General features: G+C 70.7%; 18 protein-coding genes. 6 read left to right on the forward strand and 12 right to left on the reverse strand.

What is annotated here, in order from left to right; translation table 11 throughout:
- Positions 1-10 precede the first annotated feature (10 nt).
- Positions 11-1,447 (forward strand): lipase maturation factor family protein, encoded by a 1,437-nt coding sequence (locus ACGF8B_RS11410; protein WP_392736994.1) that lies wholly within the window; start codon positions 11-13, stop codon positions 1,445-1,447.
- Here ACGF8B_RS11410 and ACGF8B_RS11415 read toward each other — a convergent pair.
- The 10 genes from ACGF8B_RS11415 to ACGF8B_RS11460 all read right to left on the reverse strand — a co-directional run bounded on the left by ACGF8B_RS11415 (position 1,425) and on the right by ACGF8B_RS11460 (position 12,107).
- Positions 1,425-3,788, reverse strand: a complete 2,364-nt coding sequence (locus tag ACGF8B_RS11415; RefSeq protein ID WP_392736996.1) for an alpha-L-fucosidase — start codon at positions 3,786-3,788, stop codon at positions 1,425-1,427. The two genes, ACGF8B_RS11410 and ACGF8B_RS11415, sit on opposite strands and share 23 nt — an antisense overlap.
- A gap of 141 nt (positions 3,789-3,929) precedes the next feature.
- The gene (locus ACGF8B_RS11420) at positions 3,930-5,279 is read right to left on the reverse strand and encodes an ammonium transporter (protein WP_392736998.1); all 1,350 of its coding nucleotides are present in this window, start codon (positions 5,277-5,279) and stop codon (positions 3,930-3,932) included.
- Between the two features lie 70 nt (positions 5,280-5,349).
- Positions 5,350-6,315 carry an urease accessory protein UreD gene (locus ACGF8B_RS11425; RefSeq protein WP_392737000.1) on the reverse strand — a complete coding sequence of 322 codons (966 nt, stop codon included), beginning with the start codon at positions 6,313-6,315 and terminating at the stop codon, positions 5,350-5,352.
- Position 6,316: 1 nt separating this feature from the next.
- Positions 6,317-6,937, reverse strand: coding sequence for an urease accessory protein UreG (gene ureG, locus ACGF8B_RS11430; RefSeq protein ID WP_342280940.1), 621 nt, complete (start codon positions 6,935-6,937; stop codon positions 6,317-6,319).
- 33 nt (positions 6,938-6,970) lie between these two features.
- Positions 6,971-7,738 carry an urease accessory protein UreF gene (locus ACGF8B_RS11435; RefSeq protein ID WP_392737002.1) on the reverse strand — a complete coding sequence of 256 codons (768 nt, stop codon included), beginning with the start codon at positions 7,736-7,738 and terminating at the stop codon, positions 6,971-6,973.
- Positions 7,739-7,742: 4 nt separating this feature from the next.
- On the reverse strand, positions 7,743-9,467 hold the full coding sequence (gene ureC / locus ACGF8B_RS11440) for an urease subunit alpha (protein ID WP_392737004.1): 1,725 nt from the start codon (positions 9,465-9,467) through the stop codon (positions 7,743-7,745).
- Positions 9,467-9,946, reverse strand: coding sequence for an urease subunit beta (locus tag ACGF8B_RS11445; protein ID WP_392737006.1), 480 nt, complete (start codon positions 9,944-9,946; stop codon positions 9,467-9,469). The genes ureC and ACGF8B_RS11445 overlap by 1 nt, the downstream gene beginning before the upstream one ends.
- A complete protein-coding gene (locus ACGF8B_RS11450; protein ID WP_392737008.1) occupies positions 9,943-10,776 on the reverse strand; it encodes a cobalamin biosynthesis protein CbiX in 834 nt (277 codons plus the stop codon). The genes ACGF8B_RS11445 and ACGF8B_RS11450 overlap by 4 nt, the downstream gene beginning before the upstream one ends.
- A 4-nt stretch (positions 10,777-10,780) precedes the next feature.
- Positions 10,781-11,086, reverse strand: a complete 306-nt coding sequence (locus ACGF8B_RS11455; protein WP_342280936.1) for an urease subunit gamma — start codon at positions 11,084-11,086, stop codon at positions 10,781-10,783.
- A 58-nt stretch (positions 11,087-11,144) separates the two neighbouring features.
- Positions 11,145-12,107, reverse strand: coding sequence for an urea transporter (locus ACGF8B_RS11460; protein ID WP_392737010.1), 963 nt, complete (start codon positions 12,105-12,107; stop codon positions 11,145-11,147).
- Between the two features lie 198 nt (positions 12,108-12,305).
- Here ACGF8B_RS11460 and ACGF8B_RS11465 point away from each other — a divergent pair, with 198 nt between their 5' ends.
- Positions 12,306-12,776, forward strand: coding sequence for a fluoride efflux transporter FluC (locus ACGF8B_RS11465; RefSeq protein WP_392737012.1), 471 nt, complete (start codon positions 12,306-12,308; stop codon positions 12,774-12,776).
- Positions 12,773-13,147, forward strand: coding sequence for a fluoride efflux transporter FluC (locus ACGF8B_RS11470; protein WP_392737013.1), 375 nt, complete (start codon positions 12,773-12,775; stop codon positions 13,145-13,147). Before ACGF8B_RS11465 ends, ACGF8B_RS11470 begins: the two co-directional genes overlap by 4 nt.
- A gap of 79 nt (positions 13,148-13,226) precedes the next feature.
- Here the strand turns inward: ACGF8B_RS11470 and ACGF8B_RS11475 are convergent, their stop codons facing one another.
- Together ACGF8B_RS11475 and ACGF8B_RS11480 are read right to left on the reverse strand one after the other, a co-directional pair.
- On the reverse strand, positions 13,227-13,403 hold the full coding sequence (locus tag ACGF8B_RS11475) for a hypothetical protein (protein WP_392737015.1): 177 nt from the start codon (positions 13,401-13,403) through the stop codon (positions 13,227-13,229).
- Positions 13,404-13,762: 359 nt separating this feature from the next.
- Positions 13,763-15,247, reverse strand: coding sequence for an SDR family NAD(P)-dependent oxidoreductase (locus ACGF8B_RS11480; protein ID WP_392737017.1), 1,485 nt, complete (start codon positions 15,245-15,247; stop codon positions 13,763-13,765).
- Positions 15,248-15,551: 304 nt separating this feature from the next.
- Between ACGF8B_RS11480 and ACGF8B_RS11485 the strand changes: the two genes are divergently transcribed.
- The 3 genes from ACGF8B_RS11485 to ACGF8B_RS11495 all read left to right on the forward strand — a co-directional run bounded on the left by ACGF8B_RS11485 (position 15,552) and on the right by ACGF8B_RS11495 (position 18,964).
- Complete coding sequence (locus ACGF8B_RS11485) at positions 15,552-16,787, forward strand: SpoIIE family protein phosphatase (RefSeq protein WP_392737424.1); 1,236 nt, start codon at positions 15,552-15,554, stop codon at positions 16,785-16,787.
- The gene (locus ACGF8B_RS11490; RefSeq protein ID WP_392737019.1) at positions 16,784-18,409 is read left to right on the forward strand and encodes an ATP-binding protein; all 1,626 of its coding nucleotides are present in this window, start codon (positions 16,784-16,786) and stop codon (positions 18,407-18,409) included. Before ACGF8B_RS11485 ends, ACGF8B_RS11490 begins: the two co-directional genes overlap by 4 nt.
- Positions 18,410-18,508: 99 nt before the next feature.
- Positions 18,509-18,964: an ATP-binding protein gene (locus ACGF8B_RS11495; RefSeq protein WP_392737021.1), complete on the forward strand. Its 456-nt coding sequence runs from the start codon at positions 18,509-18,511 to the stop codon at positions 18,962-18,964.
- Positions 18,965-18,995: the final 31 nt, after the last annotated feature.

The raw sequence follows: 18,995 nt of genomic DNA on the forward strand, positions 1-18,995 counted from the left end.
ACTGGAGGTGATGAACTGGTTCACCGCAGACGGGTACTGGCTCAGCCGGCTGATCTTCCAGCGGGCGCTGGCCGCTGTCTACCTGGTCGCGTTTCTCACCGCCGCGCTCCAGTTCCGGGCGCTGATCGGCGAACGAGGCATGCTGCCGGTACCCGAGTTCCTGCGCCGGACCGACTGGCGCGACGCTCCGGGGCTCTTCCGGCTGCACTACTCCGACCGCTTCTTCGCATTCGTCGCCTGGACCGGCTGTGCGCTGGCCGTCGCCCTGCTCGCGGGCGCGGACTCGTACGTTCCGCTCTGGGCGGCGATGCTGCTCTGGGCCCTGCCCTGGGCGCTGTACCTCTCGATCGTCCAGGTGGGCCAGACCTGGTACGGCTTCGGCTGGGAGTCGCTGCTGCTGGAGACGGGCTTCCTCGCCGTCTTCCTCGGCAACGCGCACACGGCTCCCCCGGTGCTGGTGCTGTGGCTGCTGCGCTGGGTGCTGTTCCGGGTGGAGTTCGGCGCCGGACTGATCAAGATCCGCGGCGACGAGTGCTGGCGCAGGCTGACGTGTCTGTACTTCCACCACGAGACCCAGCCGATGCCGGGGCCGCTGAGCTGGTTCTTCCACCGGCTGCCGAAACCCGTCCACCGGGCCGAGGTGGCGGCCAACCATGTCACCCAGCTTCTGGTCCCGGTGCTGCTGTTCACCCCGCAGCCGGTGGCGAGCGCCGCCGCGGGGCTGATGATCGTCACCCAGCTGTGGCTGGTCGTCTCGGGGAACTTCGCCTGGCTGAACTGGCTGACGATCACCCTCGCCCTGTCCGCCGTCGACTGGTCCCTGTTCACCGCGCCGCCCGCGCAGTCCGCGCCACCGCTCTGGTACGAGATCGTGGTCCTCGCGGCGACCGCGCTGGTCGTCCTCCTCAGCTACCGGCCGGCGCGCAATCTGGTCTCCCGCCGCCAGGTGATGAACCGCTCGTTCGACCCGTTGCACCTGGTCAACACCTATGGCGCGTTCGGCAGCATCAGCCGGGTCCGGCTGGAGGTGGTGGTCGAGGGCACGGACGAGCAGGTGCTCCACGAGGGAACCCTCTGGCGGGAGTACGGCTTCCGGGGCAAGCCGGGCGATCCGCGCCGGATGCCCCGCCAGTTCGCCCCGTACCATCTGCGGCTGGACTGGCTGATGTGGTTCGCGGCGCTCTCCCCCGCGTACGCCCGGCCCTGGTTCGGCCCGTTCCTGGAGCGGCTGCTGGAGAACGACCGGGACACCCTGCGGCTGCTGCGTCACAACCCGTTCCCCGATGCGCCGCCCGCCCATGTCCGCGCCAGGGTGTACCACTACCGGTACACGACCTGGCGCGAACTGCGGGCCACCGGACGCTGGTGGCACCGGACCTATGTGCGGGACTTCATGCGCCCCGTCTCGCTCGGTCCCGCCCGGCTCAGCCCGACCAGGCGATCTTGAACACCCAGGCGTGCTTTCCGGTCCGGCGGGCCGCCGCCGGTACGTCGATCACCAGCGAGCCGCCCCGGACACGCCAGTTGAGCGGCCGGTCGTGACCGAGCAGGGTGACCCGGTCACCGCCGCGGACCGGCACCGGCGCCTCGACGGTGAGGGTCGCGCCGGGCCGTACCAGGGAGTGGATGTAGAACGCCCGGTTCGGCCGCAGGGTGAACCGCAGGTCCGCGCCCAGCTGCGGCATCCGTGACCAGTACGTGGTGTCGTAGACCGCCTCCCCGTTGGTCTTCAGCCACTCCCCCGTCTCGCGCAGCCTGCGCTGCATGATGTCGGGGATCGTGCCGTCGGCCCTGGGCCCGATGTCCAGCAGGAAGTTGCCGTTCTTGGAGACGATGTCGACGAGCGAGTGCACGATCTCCTCGGCCGTCATGTACTTCTCGTCCGGCGTCTGGGCGTTGTAGCCGTAGCTGAACGGATCGAGGCCGCGGCTGGACTCCCACTTGGCGGTGACGATCTGGTCGTACGTCGTGTACTCGGGCGTGGTGAAGTCGTACGCGCCGATACCGGAACGGTTGTTGACGGTGACCTCGACCGGGCGGGCCCGGTTCTTGGCATGGTTGAAGTACTCGGCCAGCACCCGGTGGCTGTCGTTGTCGCCGCCGATGTCGCACCAGAGGATCTCGGGGTCGTACCCGTGGATCAGCTCCAGCATCTGCGGACCCTGGAACTGGGTGACGTAGTCCTTGCCCGCCGTGTGACCGGTGTACGGGACGGGCTCCAGGGTGTACGGATTGCGCGGGGCGTGACCCATCCACGGGTGGTCGGGGTTGAACCATTCGGGCATGGAGAAGTACAGCCCGGGGTGGAGCTCGGGGGTGTAGCGGCGCGAGGCGTCGAAGAGCTCCTTGACCAGGTCGCGCCGGGGCCCCATCTTCACCGAGTTGCGGTCCGAGAGCTTGGTGTCCCAGAGCGCGAAACCCTCGTGGTGCTTGGAGGTGAGGACGTGGTACTGGGCGCCGGCGTCCCGGAACAGCTCCACCCAGGAGCGCGGGTCGAAGCGTTCGGCGCGGAACCGCGGGATGAAGTCGTCGTAGGCGAAGGACTCGCCGTAGGTCTCGCGGTGGTGGGCGTGGGTGGGGTTGCCGGGGTCCTGCATCTGGTTCCAGTACCACTCGGCGTACTGCGTGCCGACCGGCGCCCAGGCGGGAACCGAGTAGACCCCCCAGTGGATGAAGATCCCGAACTTCGCCCGCTGGAACCAGTACGGCGCCTGGTGGGTGGAGAGGGAGGCGTCCGTCGGCGTGTAGTCGGGGACGCCGAGCGTGAGCGAACGCCGGACCGTGGCCGCCCGCGCCCCTCGTCCGTGTGCGACAACGTCGCCTTCCCGGGCGGTGCCGGGTGCGGTGCCGGGTCTGCTGCGGATGCCGATGCGGACGCGGGCCTGTTCGCCGGGGGCGAGGCGGCTGACGCGGGCGGGCGCGACGGTGCGGGCTCCGGGCACGTCCACGGAGAGGGTGAGGCCGTCGGCGGCGAGGATGCCGACGGTGCCGGCGTTGACGACGGTGGCCTCTACGCTCTGGGCTCCGGAGTCCAGCAGCGAGGTGGTGGAATGGGCGTCGCGAAGCGCCAACGCCCTTCCCTGGGCGGCCGGCTGGAGCGAGAGCGCGAAGATGTGCAGGGACGGCTTGCCGGCCTCGGCGGGCTGGGTGGTCGGCAGGGTGAGCGCCACGGCTTCCCTGGCCGGGTCGAGCGCGATCTCGCCGACCGCGATGGACACCGGATGCAGGTCCTTGGCACCGTCGGCGGTGTAGCGGTACGCGGCGGTGAGGACGCCGCTGCCGCCGTACCAGTCGGGCCCGCCGAGCAGCGGGGTCGTCGTGGTGCCGTCCGCGTAGTGGACGGTGGCCCTGCCGGACGCGGCGCCGTAGCTGCACGAGGTGAGGAGGAGACCGGAGAGATAGCGGCCGGGCGGCAGGTCGATGCGCTGGCCGAGGGCGACGACATTGTTCTTGGTCCCGGCGGCGGAGCCGGGGAAGAGGAAGGCGGTGCCGCCGATCTCCCGTTCCCCTGCGGGGAGTTCCTCACCCGGGAAGGTGTAGCCGGATCCGTCGAAGTCGCCGCCGCGGGCGTCGGCGGTGTCGATTCCGTCGTTGTCGAACCACGTGTCGAGCGGCACGGGGACGGCGGCGGGAACGGTGCCCCACCCGCCGCCGTCCGTGCCCGATCCGGTGCGCGTGGCGGCTGCGGGGTGCGGGGCCGCATCGGCGGTGGCGGGGGTGAGCAGGGCGGCGCCGACTGCCGCCCCTGCCGTCATTCCGAGTACATGGCGCCTGGGAAGTTCGGTCATGACATCCGATGATTGAAGCGCGACGCGAACCTGTCAATGCAATCTTCCAGACAGAACGAAACACGCTTCCCGCATCCATCCGATGACTGAGTGGGGCCGCGATCGGTCCGGTCCTTCAGGATCCGGCCCCCGCAGGGTCCCTCACTTGGACTCCTCCCGGGCCCGCAGCAACTTGGTGATCTGTCTGACGAGTTCGTCGTCGCTGGTCACGGCCTTGCCTGAGACCAGGGCGCCGAGGCGCTCGGCGGTCTGGAAGTCGTACGCACGCTCCCGGTCCGTACCGGGAACGCGCTCGTACTCGTCCTCCGCGCGGAAGCCGACGGTCAGATGGACCACCTTCGCGATGATCCAGGTGAGGATGAAGGAGAACGCGATCACGGAGACGACGGCGACGAGCTGCTTGCCGAGCAGCCCCCAGCCGCCGCCGTAGAAGAGCCCCTTCTTACCGCTGATCCGCGCGGTGGCGAACAGACCGACCATGATCAGCCCGATCAGACCGCCGACGCCGTGCACACCCACCACGTCGAGGGTGTCGTCCACGTCGAAGCGGTATTTGAGCGTGATGGCGAAGGCGCACACCGCCCCGACGACGAGACCGGTGATGACGGCACCGAGCGTGTCGATCTCACCGCAGGCGGGGGTGATGGCGACCATGCCCGCGACGGCGGAGGAGACGACGCCCACGGTGGTGACCGTGCCGGTCCGCCACTTCTCGACCAGCGGCCAGGTGACCATGGCACCCGCCGCGCCGAGCTGGGTGTTGATGAACGCGGCGGACGCGGTGCCCTGGTCGCTGAGCGCCGAACCGGAGTTGAATCCGAACCAGCCGAACCAGAGGAGCCCGACACCGATCACCACGAGTGGAATGTTGTTGGGCCGCTCCTCACGGCGGGCGAAGTCGCGCGGTGCCCGCAGCACCAGCGCGACGGCGAGCCCGGCGACCCCGGAGTTGAGCTCCACCGGCAGACCACCGGCGAAGTCCAGCGCGCCGAGGTGCTTGACGATCCACCCGTCCGGGTCGAACACCCAGTGCGCGAGCGGGATGTAGACGATGAGCAGCCACAGGACGACGAAGACGATCCAGCCCTTCATCGTGGCGCGGTCGGCGATCGAGCCGCTGATCAGCGCGACCGTGATGATCGCGAAACCCATCTGGAACGTGCTGTAGACGTAGGTGGGAATGTGGCCGGTGAGCGTGTTCAGCTCGATGTCGTGCATGAACACGTGGTCGAGGTTGCCGATGAGCCCGGCGCCGCCGACGTCCGGCCCGAACGCCAGCGAGTAGCCGATCACCCACCACAGCAGGGTGCCGAAGGCGAGCGCGGCGAAGCTCATCTTGATCATCATCAGGATGTGCTTGGTGCGCACCATGCCGCCGTAGAAGAACGCCAGTCCCGGCGTCATCAGCAGCACCATGGCGGTGGAGGCGAGCAGCCAGGCGGTGTCGCCGGAGTCGTACGCGGCCGGCATCGGCGCGGGAGCGGTGTTCATCGGCGGATACCTCGGGATCGGGGTCGGGGAGGGGGTTCGAGTCGGAATCGGAGGGTTCGGCCGCCGTACGTCACGGCTTGCGCAGTGCGGGTGCGGGGTGGCCGGTGAGCAGTCGGCGCACGGCGTCCCAGGCGGTGTTGTGCGCTTCGGCGACCCCGACCGGGCTGTCGTCCAGGAGCCGGACCCAGGCACCGCAGTCCCGGGGCAGCACACTGACCCCGTACAGGACGCCGAGCCCGGCCAGCGCCCCGTGGAGGGTGTCGGCCACCTCGGCGGCCGGGGCACGGTCGGTGACCACGAAGAGCGACGCCACATGGTCGTGCCCGGCGAACACACCGGGGCCGACGACGCCGTTTGCGCCCGGCCCCGCCCCCGGTGCCAGGCGCAGGGTGTCGATGGCGAGGAGGGTGCCGTCGGGCCGGGCGATGTGCAGGTCGGTGGAGAGGACCCGGTAGTCGTGGCGCTCGCCGTGGGCGAGCCGCCCGGCGGTCAGGGTGTCACCGACGACCACGGTGGCTCCGGGCGCGACCGTGACCTCGGTGCGCTGGTAGAACCGCGAGCCCTTGAACGGGATCAGCGGATCCGGCAGGTACTCCACATAGGCGCCCTCGTCCGCCGTGATGTGCACGCGCTGGCTGGCGTAGTCGTGCTCCATGCGGAAGACCTTGGTCGCCGCCTGGGTGGTCAGGTGCACTTCGGTGCCGGGACCGCAGCGGAAGTCCATCCGGTAGCGGTCGGCCTGGGCGATGCCGCCGCCGGTCGCCATCAGATAGACGTAACTCATGCCGGGCGCCGCCGGGTCGATCCACAGCGGCCGCATGATCTGCAACGGGGTCTTCTGGTACCGCTCCACGAGTTCGGTGCGCCCGCCCCGTACGGCGAAGGCCAGGTCGAGGATGCCGACCTTGGCCGGGGAGCCGGGCCCGAGCGTGTCGGGCACGGAGGCCAGGGCGGCCACTTCCGGGGGGACGCGGACCGCGCTGTAGTAGTCGGGGACGAGCCGGTCCGGCCGGGACGGCGACGGGGCGGGGCGCATCTCAGATCAGCGCCTTGCGGCGGGATTCGAGGTAGCCCGCGACGTCCTCGATGCCGATGCCGGTGAGGCAGTCGGTGAGGACGACGGGGCGGTTGTCGCGGACCCGGTGGGCGTCGGACTCCATGACACCGATGTCGGTGCGCACGTACCTGGCGATGTCGATCTTGTTGATGACGAGCAGATCGGAGTCGGTGATGCCCGGACCCCGTTTGCGGGGCATCTTCTCGCCCTCGGCGGTGTCCAGGACGAAGATGAACAGGTCGACCAGGGCCGGGCTGAAGGTGAGCGTGAGGTTGTCACCACCGGACTCGTAGAGCAGCGTGTCGGTGTCGGGGAAGCGCTCCAGCATCTCGGCACCCGCCGCCAGGTTCATCGTGGGGTCGTCCCGCACGGCGGTGTGCGGACAGGCTCCCGTCTCGACCCCGACGACACGCTCCGGTTCGAGGACGCCGGCGAGGGTCCGGCGGACGTGCTGGGCGTCCTCCTGCGTGTAGATGTCGTTGGTGATGACGGAGGGACGGTGGCCGCGCTCGATCAGTACCGGTACGAGCGCCTCGATGAGCGCGGTCTTGCCGGATCCGACCGGTCCGCCGATGCCGACCCGAAGTACGTTGTCGTCCATGATGCTCCCTGACTCGTGGGGGGGGTGGATGGGTCAGCTGGCGAACAGGCGTGCCTCGGCGCGTTCATGACGGCCCGACATGATGTCCGAGGCGAAGACGGTGGCGCCGATGTCCGCCGCCTCGCGCCGCAGCGCCGCCTCCGTGGCCGCCTCGATGACGGGTGCGGCGTCCCGCAGCAGGGTCTGTGCCCTGCGGTGGTCGGTGAGCCGCAGCCGCAGGGCGGCGCCCGCGAAGCTGGCACAGAACGCGAACAGGTCCGCGGCGACCGCCTGGCGGACCGGGACGCCGGTCGCGGCGTTGATGACGCCGGCGGCCACCGCCTGGGTGCCGGGCGACTCACGGCGTTCGACACGGTCGAAGTGTTCGGCGATCTCCGGGCGGTCGAACACCTCCCGGGCCAGGTCGAGGAGCTGCCGTCCGGTCCGGGTGGCCGCCTGGCGCATCTCGCGTCCCAGCTTGGTGGCGAACAGGTGCTCGTCGACGCGGACGACGGCCGCCGCGTCGCCCGCGCGGGTCGCCCGGTGGGCGAGCGCGAGCGCGGTGGCGTCGGCCGGGCCGACGCCGTGCAGCAACAGGTCCTCCAGCAGCAGCGGCAGGCTCTCCTGGTCCACCGCCCCGGCGTGGGCGAACCCCTCCAGGCTGTGCGACAGCGTGTAGAAGCCGCTCGGGAACGCCGAGTCGGTCAGCTGGAGGCTGACCAGCAGCGGTCCGAGCGCCGACTCGGGTGTGCGCACCGGGGCGGTGGACGCGGCCGATGCCGGGGCGGGTTCGCCCAACGGGTCGCTCTCGTCGCGGTACATCGCCCTACACCAGGAAGTACAGGTGGTTGAGGGGGAGTTCCTCGGCCGGGTCGATGGTGGCGACCCTGCCGTCGAGCGTGACCCTGAACGTCTCCGGGTCGACCTCGATGTCCGGCAGCGCGTTGTTGCGGATCATGTTGTGCTTTCCGATGGTCCGGGTGCGGCTCACCGGCAGCACCATGCGTTCCAGGCCCAGTTCGGCCGGAACCCCGGCGGCGATGCCCGCCTGGGACATGAAGGTGACATGGGTCGCGGGCAGGGCCTTGCCGTACTGCCCGAACATCGGCCGGTAGATCACCGGCTGCGGGGTCGGCAGCGAGGCGTTGGGGTCGCCCATCTGCGCCCAGGAGATGATGCCGCCCTTGATCACCATCTTCGGCTTGGCGCCGAAGGAGTGGATGGGCCAGAGCACGATGTCGGCGAGCTTGCCCTTCTCGATCGATCCCACGTGGTCGGAGATGCCGGTGGCGATGGCCGGGTTGATGGTGACCTTGGCGAGGTAGCGCAGCACCCGCTGGTTGTCGTTGCGGGCGGAGTCGCCCTCCAGCGTGCCGAGTTTGTCCTTGCAGTGGTGGGCGGTCTGGAAGGCCCGGGTGACGGACTCGCCGATCCGGCCCATGGCCTGCGAGTCGGAGGAGAACATGCTGATGACACCGAGGTCGTGCAGCACCGACTCGGCGGCGATCGTCTCGGCGCGGACCCGGCTGTCGGCGAAGGAGACGTCCTCGGGGATCTGCGGGTCCAGGTGGTGGCAGACCATGACCATGTCGAGGAGCTCGTCCACCGAGTTCTTGGTGTACGGCAGCGTCGGGTTGGTGGAGGACGGCAGTACGTTCGGCTCGCCCGCCACCCGCAGGATGTCGGGGGCGTGACCGCCGCCCGCGCCCTCGCTGTGGAAGGTGTGGATGGCGCGGCCGTCGATCGCGGAGCGGGTGTCCTCGAAGAAGCCGCTCTCGTTGAGGCTGTCGGTGTGGATGGCGACCTGGACGTCGTAACGGTCGGCGACCTTCAGCGAGTTGTCGATCACGGCGGGGGTCGCGCCCCAGTCCTCGTGGACCTTCAGGGCACAGGCTCCGGCCTCGATCTGCTCGTCGAGCGCTTCGGGCAGGCTGCCGTTGCCCTTGCCCATGATGCCGAGGTTGACGGGGAAGGACTCGGCCGCCTGGAGGAACCGGGCGATGTTGTAGGGGCCGGGTGTGCAGGTGGTGCCGTTGGTGCCGTCGGCCGGGCCCGTGCCACCGCCGATCAGGGTGGTGATGCCGTTGGTGAGCGCCTGCTCCGCCTGCTGCGGCGAGATGAGGTGGACGTGCGGGTCGATGGCACCCGCCGTGGCGATGAGGTGCTCCCCGGCGATGGCCTCGGTGCCCGGTCCGATGACCAGGTCCGGGTGGACGTTGTTCTGCGTCTGCGGGTTGCCCGACTTGCCGATGCCGGCGATGAAGCCGTTCTTGATGCCGATGTCGCACTTGACGATGCCGACCACGGGGTCCATGACCACCACGTTGGTGATGACGGTGTCGAGCGCGCCCTGGGCGGCGGTGGCCTGCGGGTCGGAAGCCATGCCGTCGCGCATGGTCTTGCCGCCGCCGTAGACGACCTCGTCGCCGTACAGACCCTCGCTGTAGTCCTTCTCGACCTCGACGACGAGGTTGGTGTCGGCGAGGTGGAATCGGTCGCCGACCGTCGGGCCGAACATGTCGATGTACTGCTTGCGCGGCATGATGGACATCAGCGCGAACCCTTCTTCTTGGCCTTGGAGTCCTTCGGGCTCTTGGTGCTCTTGGCGCTCTTGGCGTTCGCGGTGCGTTCCTGGGGTGCGCCCGCGTCACCGCTCTCCTGCGTGCCCTGGAAGCCCAGCTCGATCGCCTTGCGCACGGCCTCGACCTTGATCGGGTGCGAGGCGAGGCTGCCGTTGAGCAGCCCGCTGAAACCGACGAGCCGGCCGGTTCCGGCGTACGTGCACAGCTGCACGTCGCGGGTGCCGCCGGGCTCGATGCGTACCGCCGTTCCGGCGGGAATGTCCAGGTGCATACCGAGCGCCTTCTGACGGTCGAACGACAGCGCCGAGTTGACCTCGAAGAAGTGGTAATGCGAGCCGACCTGGACCGCGCGGTCCCCGGTGTTGCGCACGGTGAGCTTCACCGTGCGGCGGCCGGCGTTGATCTCGATGGGTTCCTTGCCGTAGATGTACCTCTGACGGGGCGTCATGTGGTGCTCCTGATGACTCGGCCCGCACCGTGGACATGCGGGTGCGGGTGCGGGTGCGGGTGCGGATGCGTGTGCTGATGTCCGTGGTCGTGGCCCTCGCCCGGCGGGTGGGTGTGGGAGTGGCCGTGGTGGTCCGCGGCCGTCAGTCCGGCCGCGATGCCGTCGTCACCGCGCTCGCCCCGGTGCCGCCGGGCATCGGCCACGCGCTCGGCGAGCACCCGGGCCAGCGCCGCGGGAGCGGTCAGCGGACCGGCGCGTTCGACCCGGATGCCGGGCACGTCGGGCATCGGCGGCTCGGCGAACGCCGCGGGGAGCAGTACCACGTGCCGGGCACCGAGCAGCCCGCAGCGCCGGACCCCCTCGGCCGGGTCCGGGTCTCCCCCGGTGAACGCGACCTCGACCAGGCCGTGGCTCCCGTAACGGCGGACCAGGCTCGCGACCCGGTACAGCTCGGCGTCCTCGAACGGGTCGCCGGCCGGGGCGGTGACCAGCAGCGCGGCGGTCCGCGGGGCGCGGGCCGCCGCAGCGCGCAGCCAGCCGACCAGGTGCTGGGAGGTGCCGAAGGGCTCGGCCAGCACGGTCCCGGCGCGCTCGGCGGCGGGCAGCGCGCGCAGCGTGCGGGCGGTGTCCGCGACGAGTTCCGGTTCGCGGCCCAGCGTCATCGGGACGACGCAGCTGCGCTCGCCGCTGCGGCTCAGCGCGGCGACCGTCCGGAACAGTTCACGCCCATTGGCCACGACGGTCACCGCGGGGTCCACCAGGCCGTGCAACGCCTCGCCGTACGCGGCTTCGTGGCCGCACACCGCGATCACCCGGCAGTGGTCGGGCATCGGCTCAGCCGCCGATGGGGTCGTGGCAGGACACCAGCTTGGTGCCGTCGACGAAGGACGCCTCGATCTGGAGCAGCCCGAGCATCTCCCGGACGCCGGGCATGGTGTCCTTCTCGCCGATGACGTGCCGGCCGAGTTCCATGCAGTCCGCGACGCTCCTGCCGTCGCGGGCGGCTTCCAGGATCGCCTCGCTGATCAGCGCCACGGACTCGCTGTAGTTGAGTTTGAGGCCACGGTCCCGGCGCTTGCGGGCCAGGTCGGCCACGACGTACACCAACAGCTTGTCGATCTCGCGCGGTGCGAGGTTCATCGTCAGTACCTTCCTCTGGAATTCGGGGAGGGGCGAGAAGGAGCCGGCGGCCGGGCGGTCAGCCGCTCCTGCGGAAGCGGGGCATCAGCGGGACGGCCGCCATGAGCACCCAGGTCACGAGGATGAAAGGCCAGGTGAAGGTGTGGCCGCCGAACGGTTTGAAGAACGAGGTCAGTGAGGCGGTCAGGCCGGTGGACGCGACGGCGCCGAAGAGGGCGTAGGCCCCGTTCCACACCGTGCCGGTGAGGAAGACCGCGCCGACGGCGATGGCCACGAGCACGGCGTTGTAGCCGTAGATCCCGTTGGCGATCAACGAGGTGGGGGCGCCGAGCGCCCAGGCCGCGACGATCCCGACGACGCTGCCGGCCGCCGCGTACAGCACCACGCGCGCTCCGGAGAAGGCCAGCCCGACGAGCATGATGAGCCCGACGTACCAGGCGTCCACCAGGAAGACCTGCGAGACGTTGGTGAAGAAGGCGTGCCACAGGTCGTTCCAGGAGATCGCGGTGTCGCCGCTGGTGGTGCTGGACACGGCCTTGGGCGCCCCGTGCCAGATCCTCCCGAACGACGGAGCACCGAGCACCATGACGCCGGAGACCAGGCAGAACGGCGCGGTGAGCGCGGTCAGCCGGTACGGCGCCAGCAGGGTGGTCAGCGACATCGTCAGGATGGTGCACAGGATCGAACCGATGACCGCGAGCACATAGGTGGCGGGGTGGTTCCCCAGCGAGGTGACCAGCGCGATGCCGGTGAGACAGCCGGAGTAGCCGTGCAGGCCGAGGGCGATGCCGGACCGGTCGATGCCGACCGCGTACGCGGTCAGGGTCGAGACGACGGTGCCCAGGGTGGCGAAGAGACCGATCCGCCAGCCCGCCGCCCACAGCCCGGCGAGGATGAACGCGCCCGTCCAGATGCCCGGCTGGAGATCCACCTGTCCGACGCCGCGCACCGAGGCCAGGAGGAAGGCGGTCGGCTGCCGGCTTTCCAGCTTCCGGACGGCGTCCGGCTCGGCAATGGGCAAGGGGAGCTCCAACGGCTCGGCAGGCGTCGTCCGTTCTCCTCGCGGAGCACGGACGGCGGGAATTGGCTTATCGCCATCAATGCATATGCCGGACAGCTCTTCTCGCCGTGCGGTGTTCCGGTCGTCCATTCGAGTCCGAAAGTAGGCCGTTGCGCGTGCTGCGCGCGTGTGGCCGGGGTCGCTCGTTAGGTTCGCCGGATGTCCCCGCGGATGAGACTGCACCACCACACCCACCCCGATCACCACCCCGGAGCGCAGCCGGCCGTCGTGGTGGCCGTCGCGATCGGCGGCGCCGCCGGGGCCGCCGCCCGCTACGGTGCCGAGCGGATCTGGCCCACCGGCGCTTCGGCGTTCCCCTGGACGATTCTGCTGGTCAACACTGTGGGCTGCTTCCTCATGGGCGTGCTGATGGTCACCCTGAAGCTGCGCTTTCCCGGTTCACCGCGGCTGATCAGTCCGCTGCTGGGCACCGGTGTCCTCGGCGGGTTCACCACGTTCTCCCACTACACGGACAACGTGCGGCAGCTCTTCGAGAACGGCCGGCCCGGCTATGCGGTCGGCTGTCTGGTCCTGACGGTGGTGGCGGCCCTGGCCGCCGTGACGGCGGGCGCCTTCGCCGCGCACTTCGCCCTCGGACATGGCTACGCGGCCCAGGACGGCGACCGATGACCGACTGGCTGCTCGTGCTCGCGGGGGGACTGGCCGGCGCTCCGCTCCGCTATCTGCTCGGCGTGGACGCCAAATTCCGTCTGCGGACCGCTTTTCCCTGGGGCACCTTCGCGGCCAACGCGGGTGCGGCGCTGCTCCTCGGCTTCCTCTCCGAGGCCGTGACCGACGGGGAGCTGGGGCCCCGGCTCCAGCTGTTGCTCGCCACCGGCTTCTGCGGCGCCCTGTCGACCTGGTCGACGTTCTCGTACGAGTTGCTGACCCTCACCTCGGCCCGTCGGCTGTCCATGGCGGCGGGGTATCTGGCGCTGACCGTGGGTGCGGGTGTCGGGCTGTCGTTCGCCGGGGCGGCCGTGGCGGGTGCCCTCCGGTGAGGCGGCGGGCGCAGCGACGGGCCGAGCTCCGGGCCGCGCGATGCGGACCGGAGCTCGGGTGCCGTGCTGTGAAGCCGTGTCAGTCGATGCCGGGCAGGATGTGGGGCTCGGCGAGGTCGTCCTCGTAGCCGGCCAGCCGGATCGGTGCGGACCTGGCCCAGACCTCGATGTTCCGGAGCTTCTCGGGCCTGCGGGCCCGCTCTCCGTGCCGATCGGCAGGTCGCTTCTCTTGCTTCGTCAGTTCCGGTGTCGTCACCGCGCACTCCTTTGTGTCGCGTCACCCCGGGCGTCGCCGATGCTCCGGCCTCATCGCCGGGGGATCAGCCACCCGTATGGGCAGGGGCAAGAACAGTTCGGTCGCGGTGGCGCCGGGATACGGGGCAGGACGGCGGCTTGGTTGACAAGCCTGTCCCGGGACGGTCGAGGAAGGTTTGTGGACTCCTCGATTACGTCCGTTCACATCAGGGTAACCAAATGAGCGCTTCCATGCTCGATGGAACGTGTGCTCTAGGTCACTTTCAGCCACCGGGCAGGGCGCCGGACACGCGAAAGACCCGGTCGGGAGCGGGTCCCGACCGGGTCGACGACTGTTCATGCACGCCGCATCGGCGGCGATTACCAGTTGGCGGGCGCGTAGTCCTTGAGGAAGCAGCCGTACAGATCCTCGCCCTCCTCGCCGCGCACGATCGGGTCGTAGACGCGGGCGGCGCCGTCGACCAGGTCGAGCGGGGCGTGGAAGCCCTCCTCGGCGAGGCGGATCTTGTCGGGGTGCGGGCGCTCGTCGGTGATCCAGCCGGTGTCGACCGCGGTCATCAGGATGCCGTCCTTCTCGAACATCTCCTGGGCACTGGTGCGGGTGAGCATGTTCAGGGCGGCCTTGGCCATGTTGGTGTGCGGGTGGCCGGCGCCCTTGTAGCCGCGGCTGAACACGCCCTCCATCGCGGAGACGTTGACCACGTAGGCCCGCTTGGCTGCGGTCGCGGCCATGGCCGGGCGGAGCCGGCTGATCAGGATGAACGGTGCGGTGGAGTTGCAGAGCTGGACCTCCAGCAGCTCGATCGGCTCGACCTCCTCGACCGTCTGGATCCAGCTGTTGGTGTCGTGCAGGTCGGGCACCAGTCCGCCCGCGTCGATCGCCGTCCCGGCGGCGATCCGCTCCAGCGACGCGGAGCCGGTGACCAGCGCGAGCTCGGTGACGTCCTGCGCGCTCAGCCCCTCCTTTCGGGCGGCCGGCAGGGCCGCGACCCGGTCGACGGCGCCGCTGCCGAAGGTGCCGATGACCTCGGCGGCGGGCAGCTCGCCCGCCGGGAGCGGCGCCGACTCGGCGTTGACCAGCTCGCTGTAGGCGTTGGGCGAGCGGCGCACGGTCTGCGCCGCGTTGTTGATCAGGATGTCCAGCGGGCCCTCGGCGGCGACCGAGTCGGCGAGGGCGACGACCTGGGCGGGGTCGCGCAGGTCGATGCCGACGACCTTCAGCCGGTGGATCCACTCGTCGCTGTCCGGCATCGCCTTGAAGCGGCGGATCGCGTCGTTGGGGAAGCGGGTGGTGATGGTGGTGTGCGCCCCGTCGCGCAGCAGCCGCAGCGCGATGTACATGCCGATCTTGGCCCGGCCGCCGGTCAGCAGCGCGCGCCGGCCGCTGAGGTCGGTCCGGGCGTCGCGGCGCGAGCGGTTCTCCTGCGCGCACTGCTGGCAGAGCTGGTGGTAGAAGGCGTCCACCTCGACGTACCGGGTCTTGCAGATGTAGCAGGAGCGGGGGCGCCGGAGCACGCCCGCGATCTCGGCGCGGGCGGACGACGACGGCAGGACGCCCTGCGTCTCGTCGTCGATCCGGTCGGCCGAGCCGGTCGCGGTGGCCTCGGTGACCGCCTTGTCGTGGGCGGTCTTGGCGGCGCGGCGTTCCTGGCGGCGGCGCTGCTTCACCGTCCGGTAGATCCCCGCCGTGGCGCGGCGCACGAGGATGGCGTCCGGGTGGTCGACCTCGATGCCGTCGAGTTCGTCGAGCACGCTCAGGCAGACGGCCAGCCGCTCCGGGTCGATGCCGGGACCGAACTCCTCAGTTCCGGGAGCGAGCTCCGGGCTGTCCTGTGTCACCGTCATTGCCGTTCCTCTGCCATCCGTCTCTCGTGGCGCCGACCGCCGTACCTGCTCCTGCCGGGCCGAACGCCCCGATCAAGTCTGCCATGCACCGGCCGCTGCTCCGTTCGCGTGACTTCCCGCACGGCTCCGCGGTCGGTCGGCCGGGGACGCGGACGCCCGCGGGCCGCCCGCGCCCGGACGTCTCCTCCACGGACAGGTCACATATGCTTCGCTGCCATACGGCCGGGGTGGGCCGTGCCGTACGTGCGGAAGAGGGGGGTGCAGTGTGACCGGGCTCCCCGCGGACGGCTCTCCGGCGAAACCTGTGCGTTCGGACGTCGTCCCCGTACAGCCGGGACCCTCCCCCCTCGGCGGCGGATCGGTCTGGGACGTCGACGCCGTGATCCTGCTGGTCGAGGACGACGCCGGCGATGCGCTGCTGGTCGAGGAGATGCTCGCGGACAGCGAGCTGGACTCCGCGTTGACCTGGTGCAAGACACTGGCCCAGGCACGGCACTTCCTGGCCGGGAGCCGCACCCCGTGCTGTGTGCTGCTCGATCTGCATCTGCCCGACGTGTTCGGTCTGGACGCCGTCACCCAGCTCGTCGAGTCGGCGCCGGACGCGGCCATCGTGGTGCTGACCGGCCGGGCCGAATCCGATACGGGCCTGTCGGCCGTGGCGAACGGCGCCCAGGACTACCTCGTCAAGGGGCGGCTCGATCCGCAGGCGCTGGGCCGCTCGGTCCGCTACGCCCTACAGCGCAAGCAGGTCGAGCGGGCGGCGGCGGCGCTGCGTGCCAACCGTCTGATGGCGCAGGAGAACGCCCGCCTGGAGCGTGGTCTGCTGCCGGTGCCGCTGCTGCTCGACGACTCCTTCGAAGCGGTCGCGCGATACGAGCCGGGCCGGGCGCACGCGCTGCTCAGCGGGGACTTCTACGACGTGGTGCAGACGTCCGACGGCACGGTGCACGCGGTGATCGGCGATGTGTCGGGGCACGGGGCGGCGGAGGCGGCGCTGGGGGTGTGCCTGCGGGTGGCGTGGCGTACGGCGGTGCTGTGCGCGACCGGCCAGCTCGAACAGGTCCGGCTGCTGGAGGAGATCCTGGTCGCCGAGCGTTCCGACCCGCATGTCTTCGCGACCGTCACCTCCCTGGCCTTCGACCCGGACCGGCGCCGGGTGCGGGTGGTGCGCGCCGGGCACCCCGGGCTGCTGCTGCGCGGCGGGGCCCGGGTGAGCTGGGAGGAGCCCGAGCCCGGGATGGCGCTGGGGCTGGTGCCGGGTACGGGGACGGAGCGGTGGAGCGCCTCGGAGCTGTCGCTGCCCGGGGACGGCCGGCTCGTGCTGTTCACCGACGGGCTCTTCGAGGGGCGCTCGGGACCGGGCACCCGGCTGGGCGAGGAGGGACTGCTCGCCCTGGCCCGCAGGCACGGGGCACTGGCGGCCCGGGACTTCGTGGACACCCTGGTCGACGAGGCGGCCTCGGCGGCGTCCCCGTACGGCGGTCTCGCCGACGACGTCGCCGTGCTCCACCTGGGCTGGGGACGGAGCGGCACGCGATGAGCGGCCGCGACACCCCGCCGGGCACCCGGCCCACAATTGCCTCGCGCCTGTCGGTCCAGCGCTGGGTCCATCTGATACTCGCCGTCTTCGTGCTGATCGTGTGCGCCGGTGGGCTCGTCGGTGGCCTGGTCCAGTCCCGGATATCCGACCGCACCACCGACCTGGTGGACCGTATCCAGCCCGCCCGTTCCTCGTCCTTCCAGCTGCAGAACGCCCTGCTGGAACAGGAGACCGGGATCCGTGGCTTCGCGCTCACCGGTGACACGACCTTCCTGCGGCCCTACGAGGAGGGGATGCGCGACGAGGACCTGCGGCTGGCCCGGGTGCGCGCGCTCGTCGGGCACGAGCAGCCCTTCGCCGACGATCTCGACCGGATCGCCGCGGCCGCCCGGGAGTGGCGCGGCCAGCACGCCGAGCCACTGGTCGCCGAGGTCCGCCGGGACGGTCCGGCCTCCGAGTCCTCGGCCCCGATCCGGCAGAGCAAGGACGAGTTCGACACGCTGCGGCGGCTGTACAAGGCCCAGCAGGCCCATCTCGATGTGGCGCGCGACCTGGCCCGCGCCGATCTGGGCACCGCCCGCGCCACCAGGGACCGGGTGTTCATCGCGCTGGTCGTGGGTTTCCTGGCGGCCGTGGTCGCGCTGGGGCTGCTGCTGCACCGGATGGTGGGACGGCCGCTGAGCCGGCTGGCCGCCGCCTCCGACACCGTCCGGTCGGGGGCGTTCCGCAACCGGATCGAGGTCGGCGGGCCGTCGGACGTGCGGGCGGTCGCGGCGGCCGTCGAGGACATGCGCCGCCGGATCGTCGAGGAGCTCGCCGATTCCCAGGAGCGCGAACAGCTGCTGGCGGAGCAGGCCCAGGAGCTGCGCCGGTCGAACGCGGAGCTGGAGCAGTTCGCCTATGTCGCCTCGCACGATCTGCAGGAGCCGCTGCGCAAGGTCGCCTCGTTCTGCCGGCTCCTGGAGAAACGGTGCGCCCGGTCGCTGGACGGCCGGTCCCGTCAGTACATCGACTACGCGGTGGACGGCGCGACCCGGATGCAGGTGCTGATCGACGACCTGCTCGCCTTCTCCCGCGTGGGGCGGGTGCACGACAAGTGGAAGCCGGTCGGCCTCGACCGTACGCTCGACCGGGCGCTGGCCGATCTCGCGCTGGTCGTCGAGGAGTCCGGTGCCACGGTCGTACGGGAGTCCCCGCTGCCCGAGGTGACCGGGGACGCGACGGCGCTCTCGATGGTCTGGCAGAACCTGATCGGCAACGCGGTGAAGTTCCGCCGCCCCGATGTGCCGTGCCGGATCACGGTCGGCTGTGTCCGGGAGGGCGAGGACTGGCACTTCTGCGTCTCGGACAACGGGATCGGCATCGCGCCGGAGTTCGCCCAGAAGGTCTTCGTGATCTTCCAGCGGCTGCACGGCAGGGACGAGTACGAGGGCACCGGCATCGGTCTGGCGCTGTGCCGGAAGATCGTGGAGGTCCACGGGGGCCGGATCTGGCTGGACGAGGAGCCCTCGGACGGCACCCGGATCCGTTTCACCCTGCCGGTCTCCGCGGCCGTGCCCGCGCGTTCGGCGACGGGGCAACCCCTTGCGGACCCGGCAGCGGGGCAGGGCGGCCATGGCTGAGATCTGCCGGGTTCTCCCCGGAGTGGGACCGTTCGTCGCGGGTAGGCGGACGTCGAGAAGCTGTCACCGAACACCCCTGCGTCGCCCTGGCTGGAGCACATGAACGAACAGGTCACCTCGCGACCGGCCGGCTCCCCCTGCCCGGACCGGTCCACGGAGGTTCTGCACAGCGCCGAGGTGTTCGACGGTGAGCCCGGCTGCATCGCGCAGGCCCGGGCGCTGGCCGATCGTTTTCTGGTCCGGCTGGCCGCCGAGTGGCTCGCGGTCTTCGGTGAGCACACCCGCAGCGATCTGCTGCTGGCGGTGAGCGAGCTGGTCACCAATGCGGACCGGTACAGCCAGGGCCCCTATCTGCTGGAGCTGGAGGGCACCGCGGAGCGCGTCAGCGTCACGGTGTACGACTCCAGCACCGCTCTGCCGCTGTTCTACTCCCCCGACCCGACGCGCCCCGGCGGTCACGGCATGGAGATCGTGGTGGCGCTGTGCGATCGGCTGACCGCGGAGCGGGTGCCGGTGGGCAAGCGCATCCGGGCCGAGTTCGAGCTGAGCAGCTGAGCAGCCGAGCTGTGGGGCGGGCGGGACGCCG

Origin of the sequence: Streptomyces sp. NPDC047917, assembly GCF_043204345.1 — a bacterium.
GTDB classification, from domain to species: domain Bacteria; phylum Actinomycetota; class Actinomycetes; order Streptomycetales; family Streptomycetaceae; genus Streptomyces; species Streptomyces sanglieri.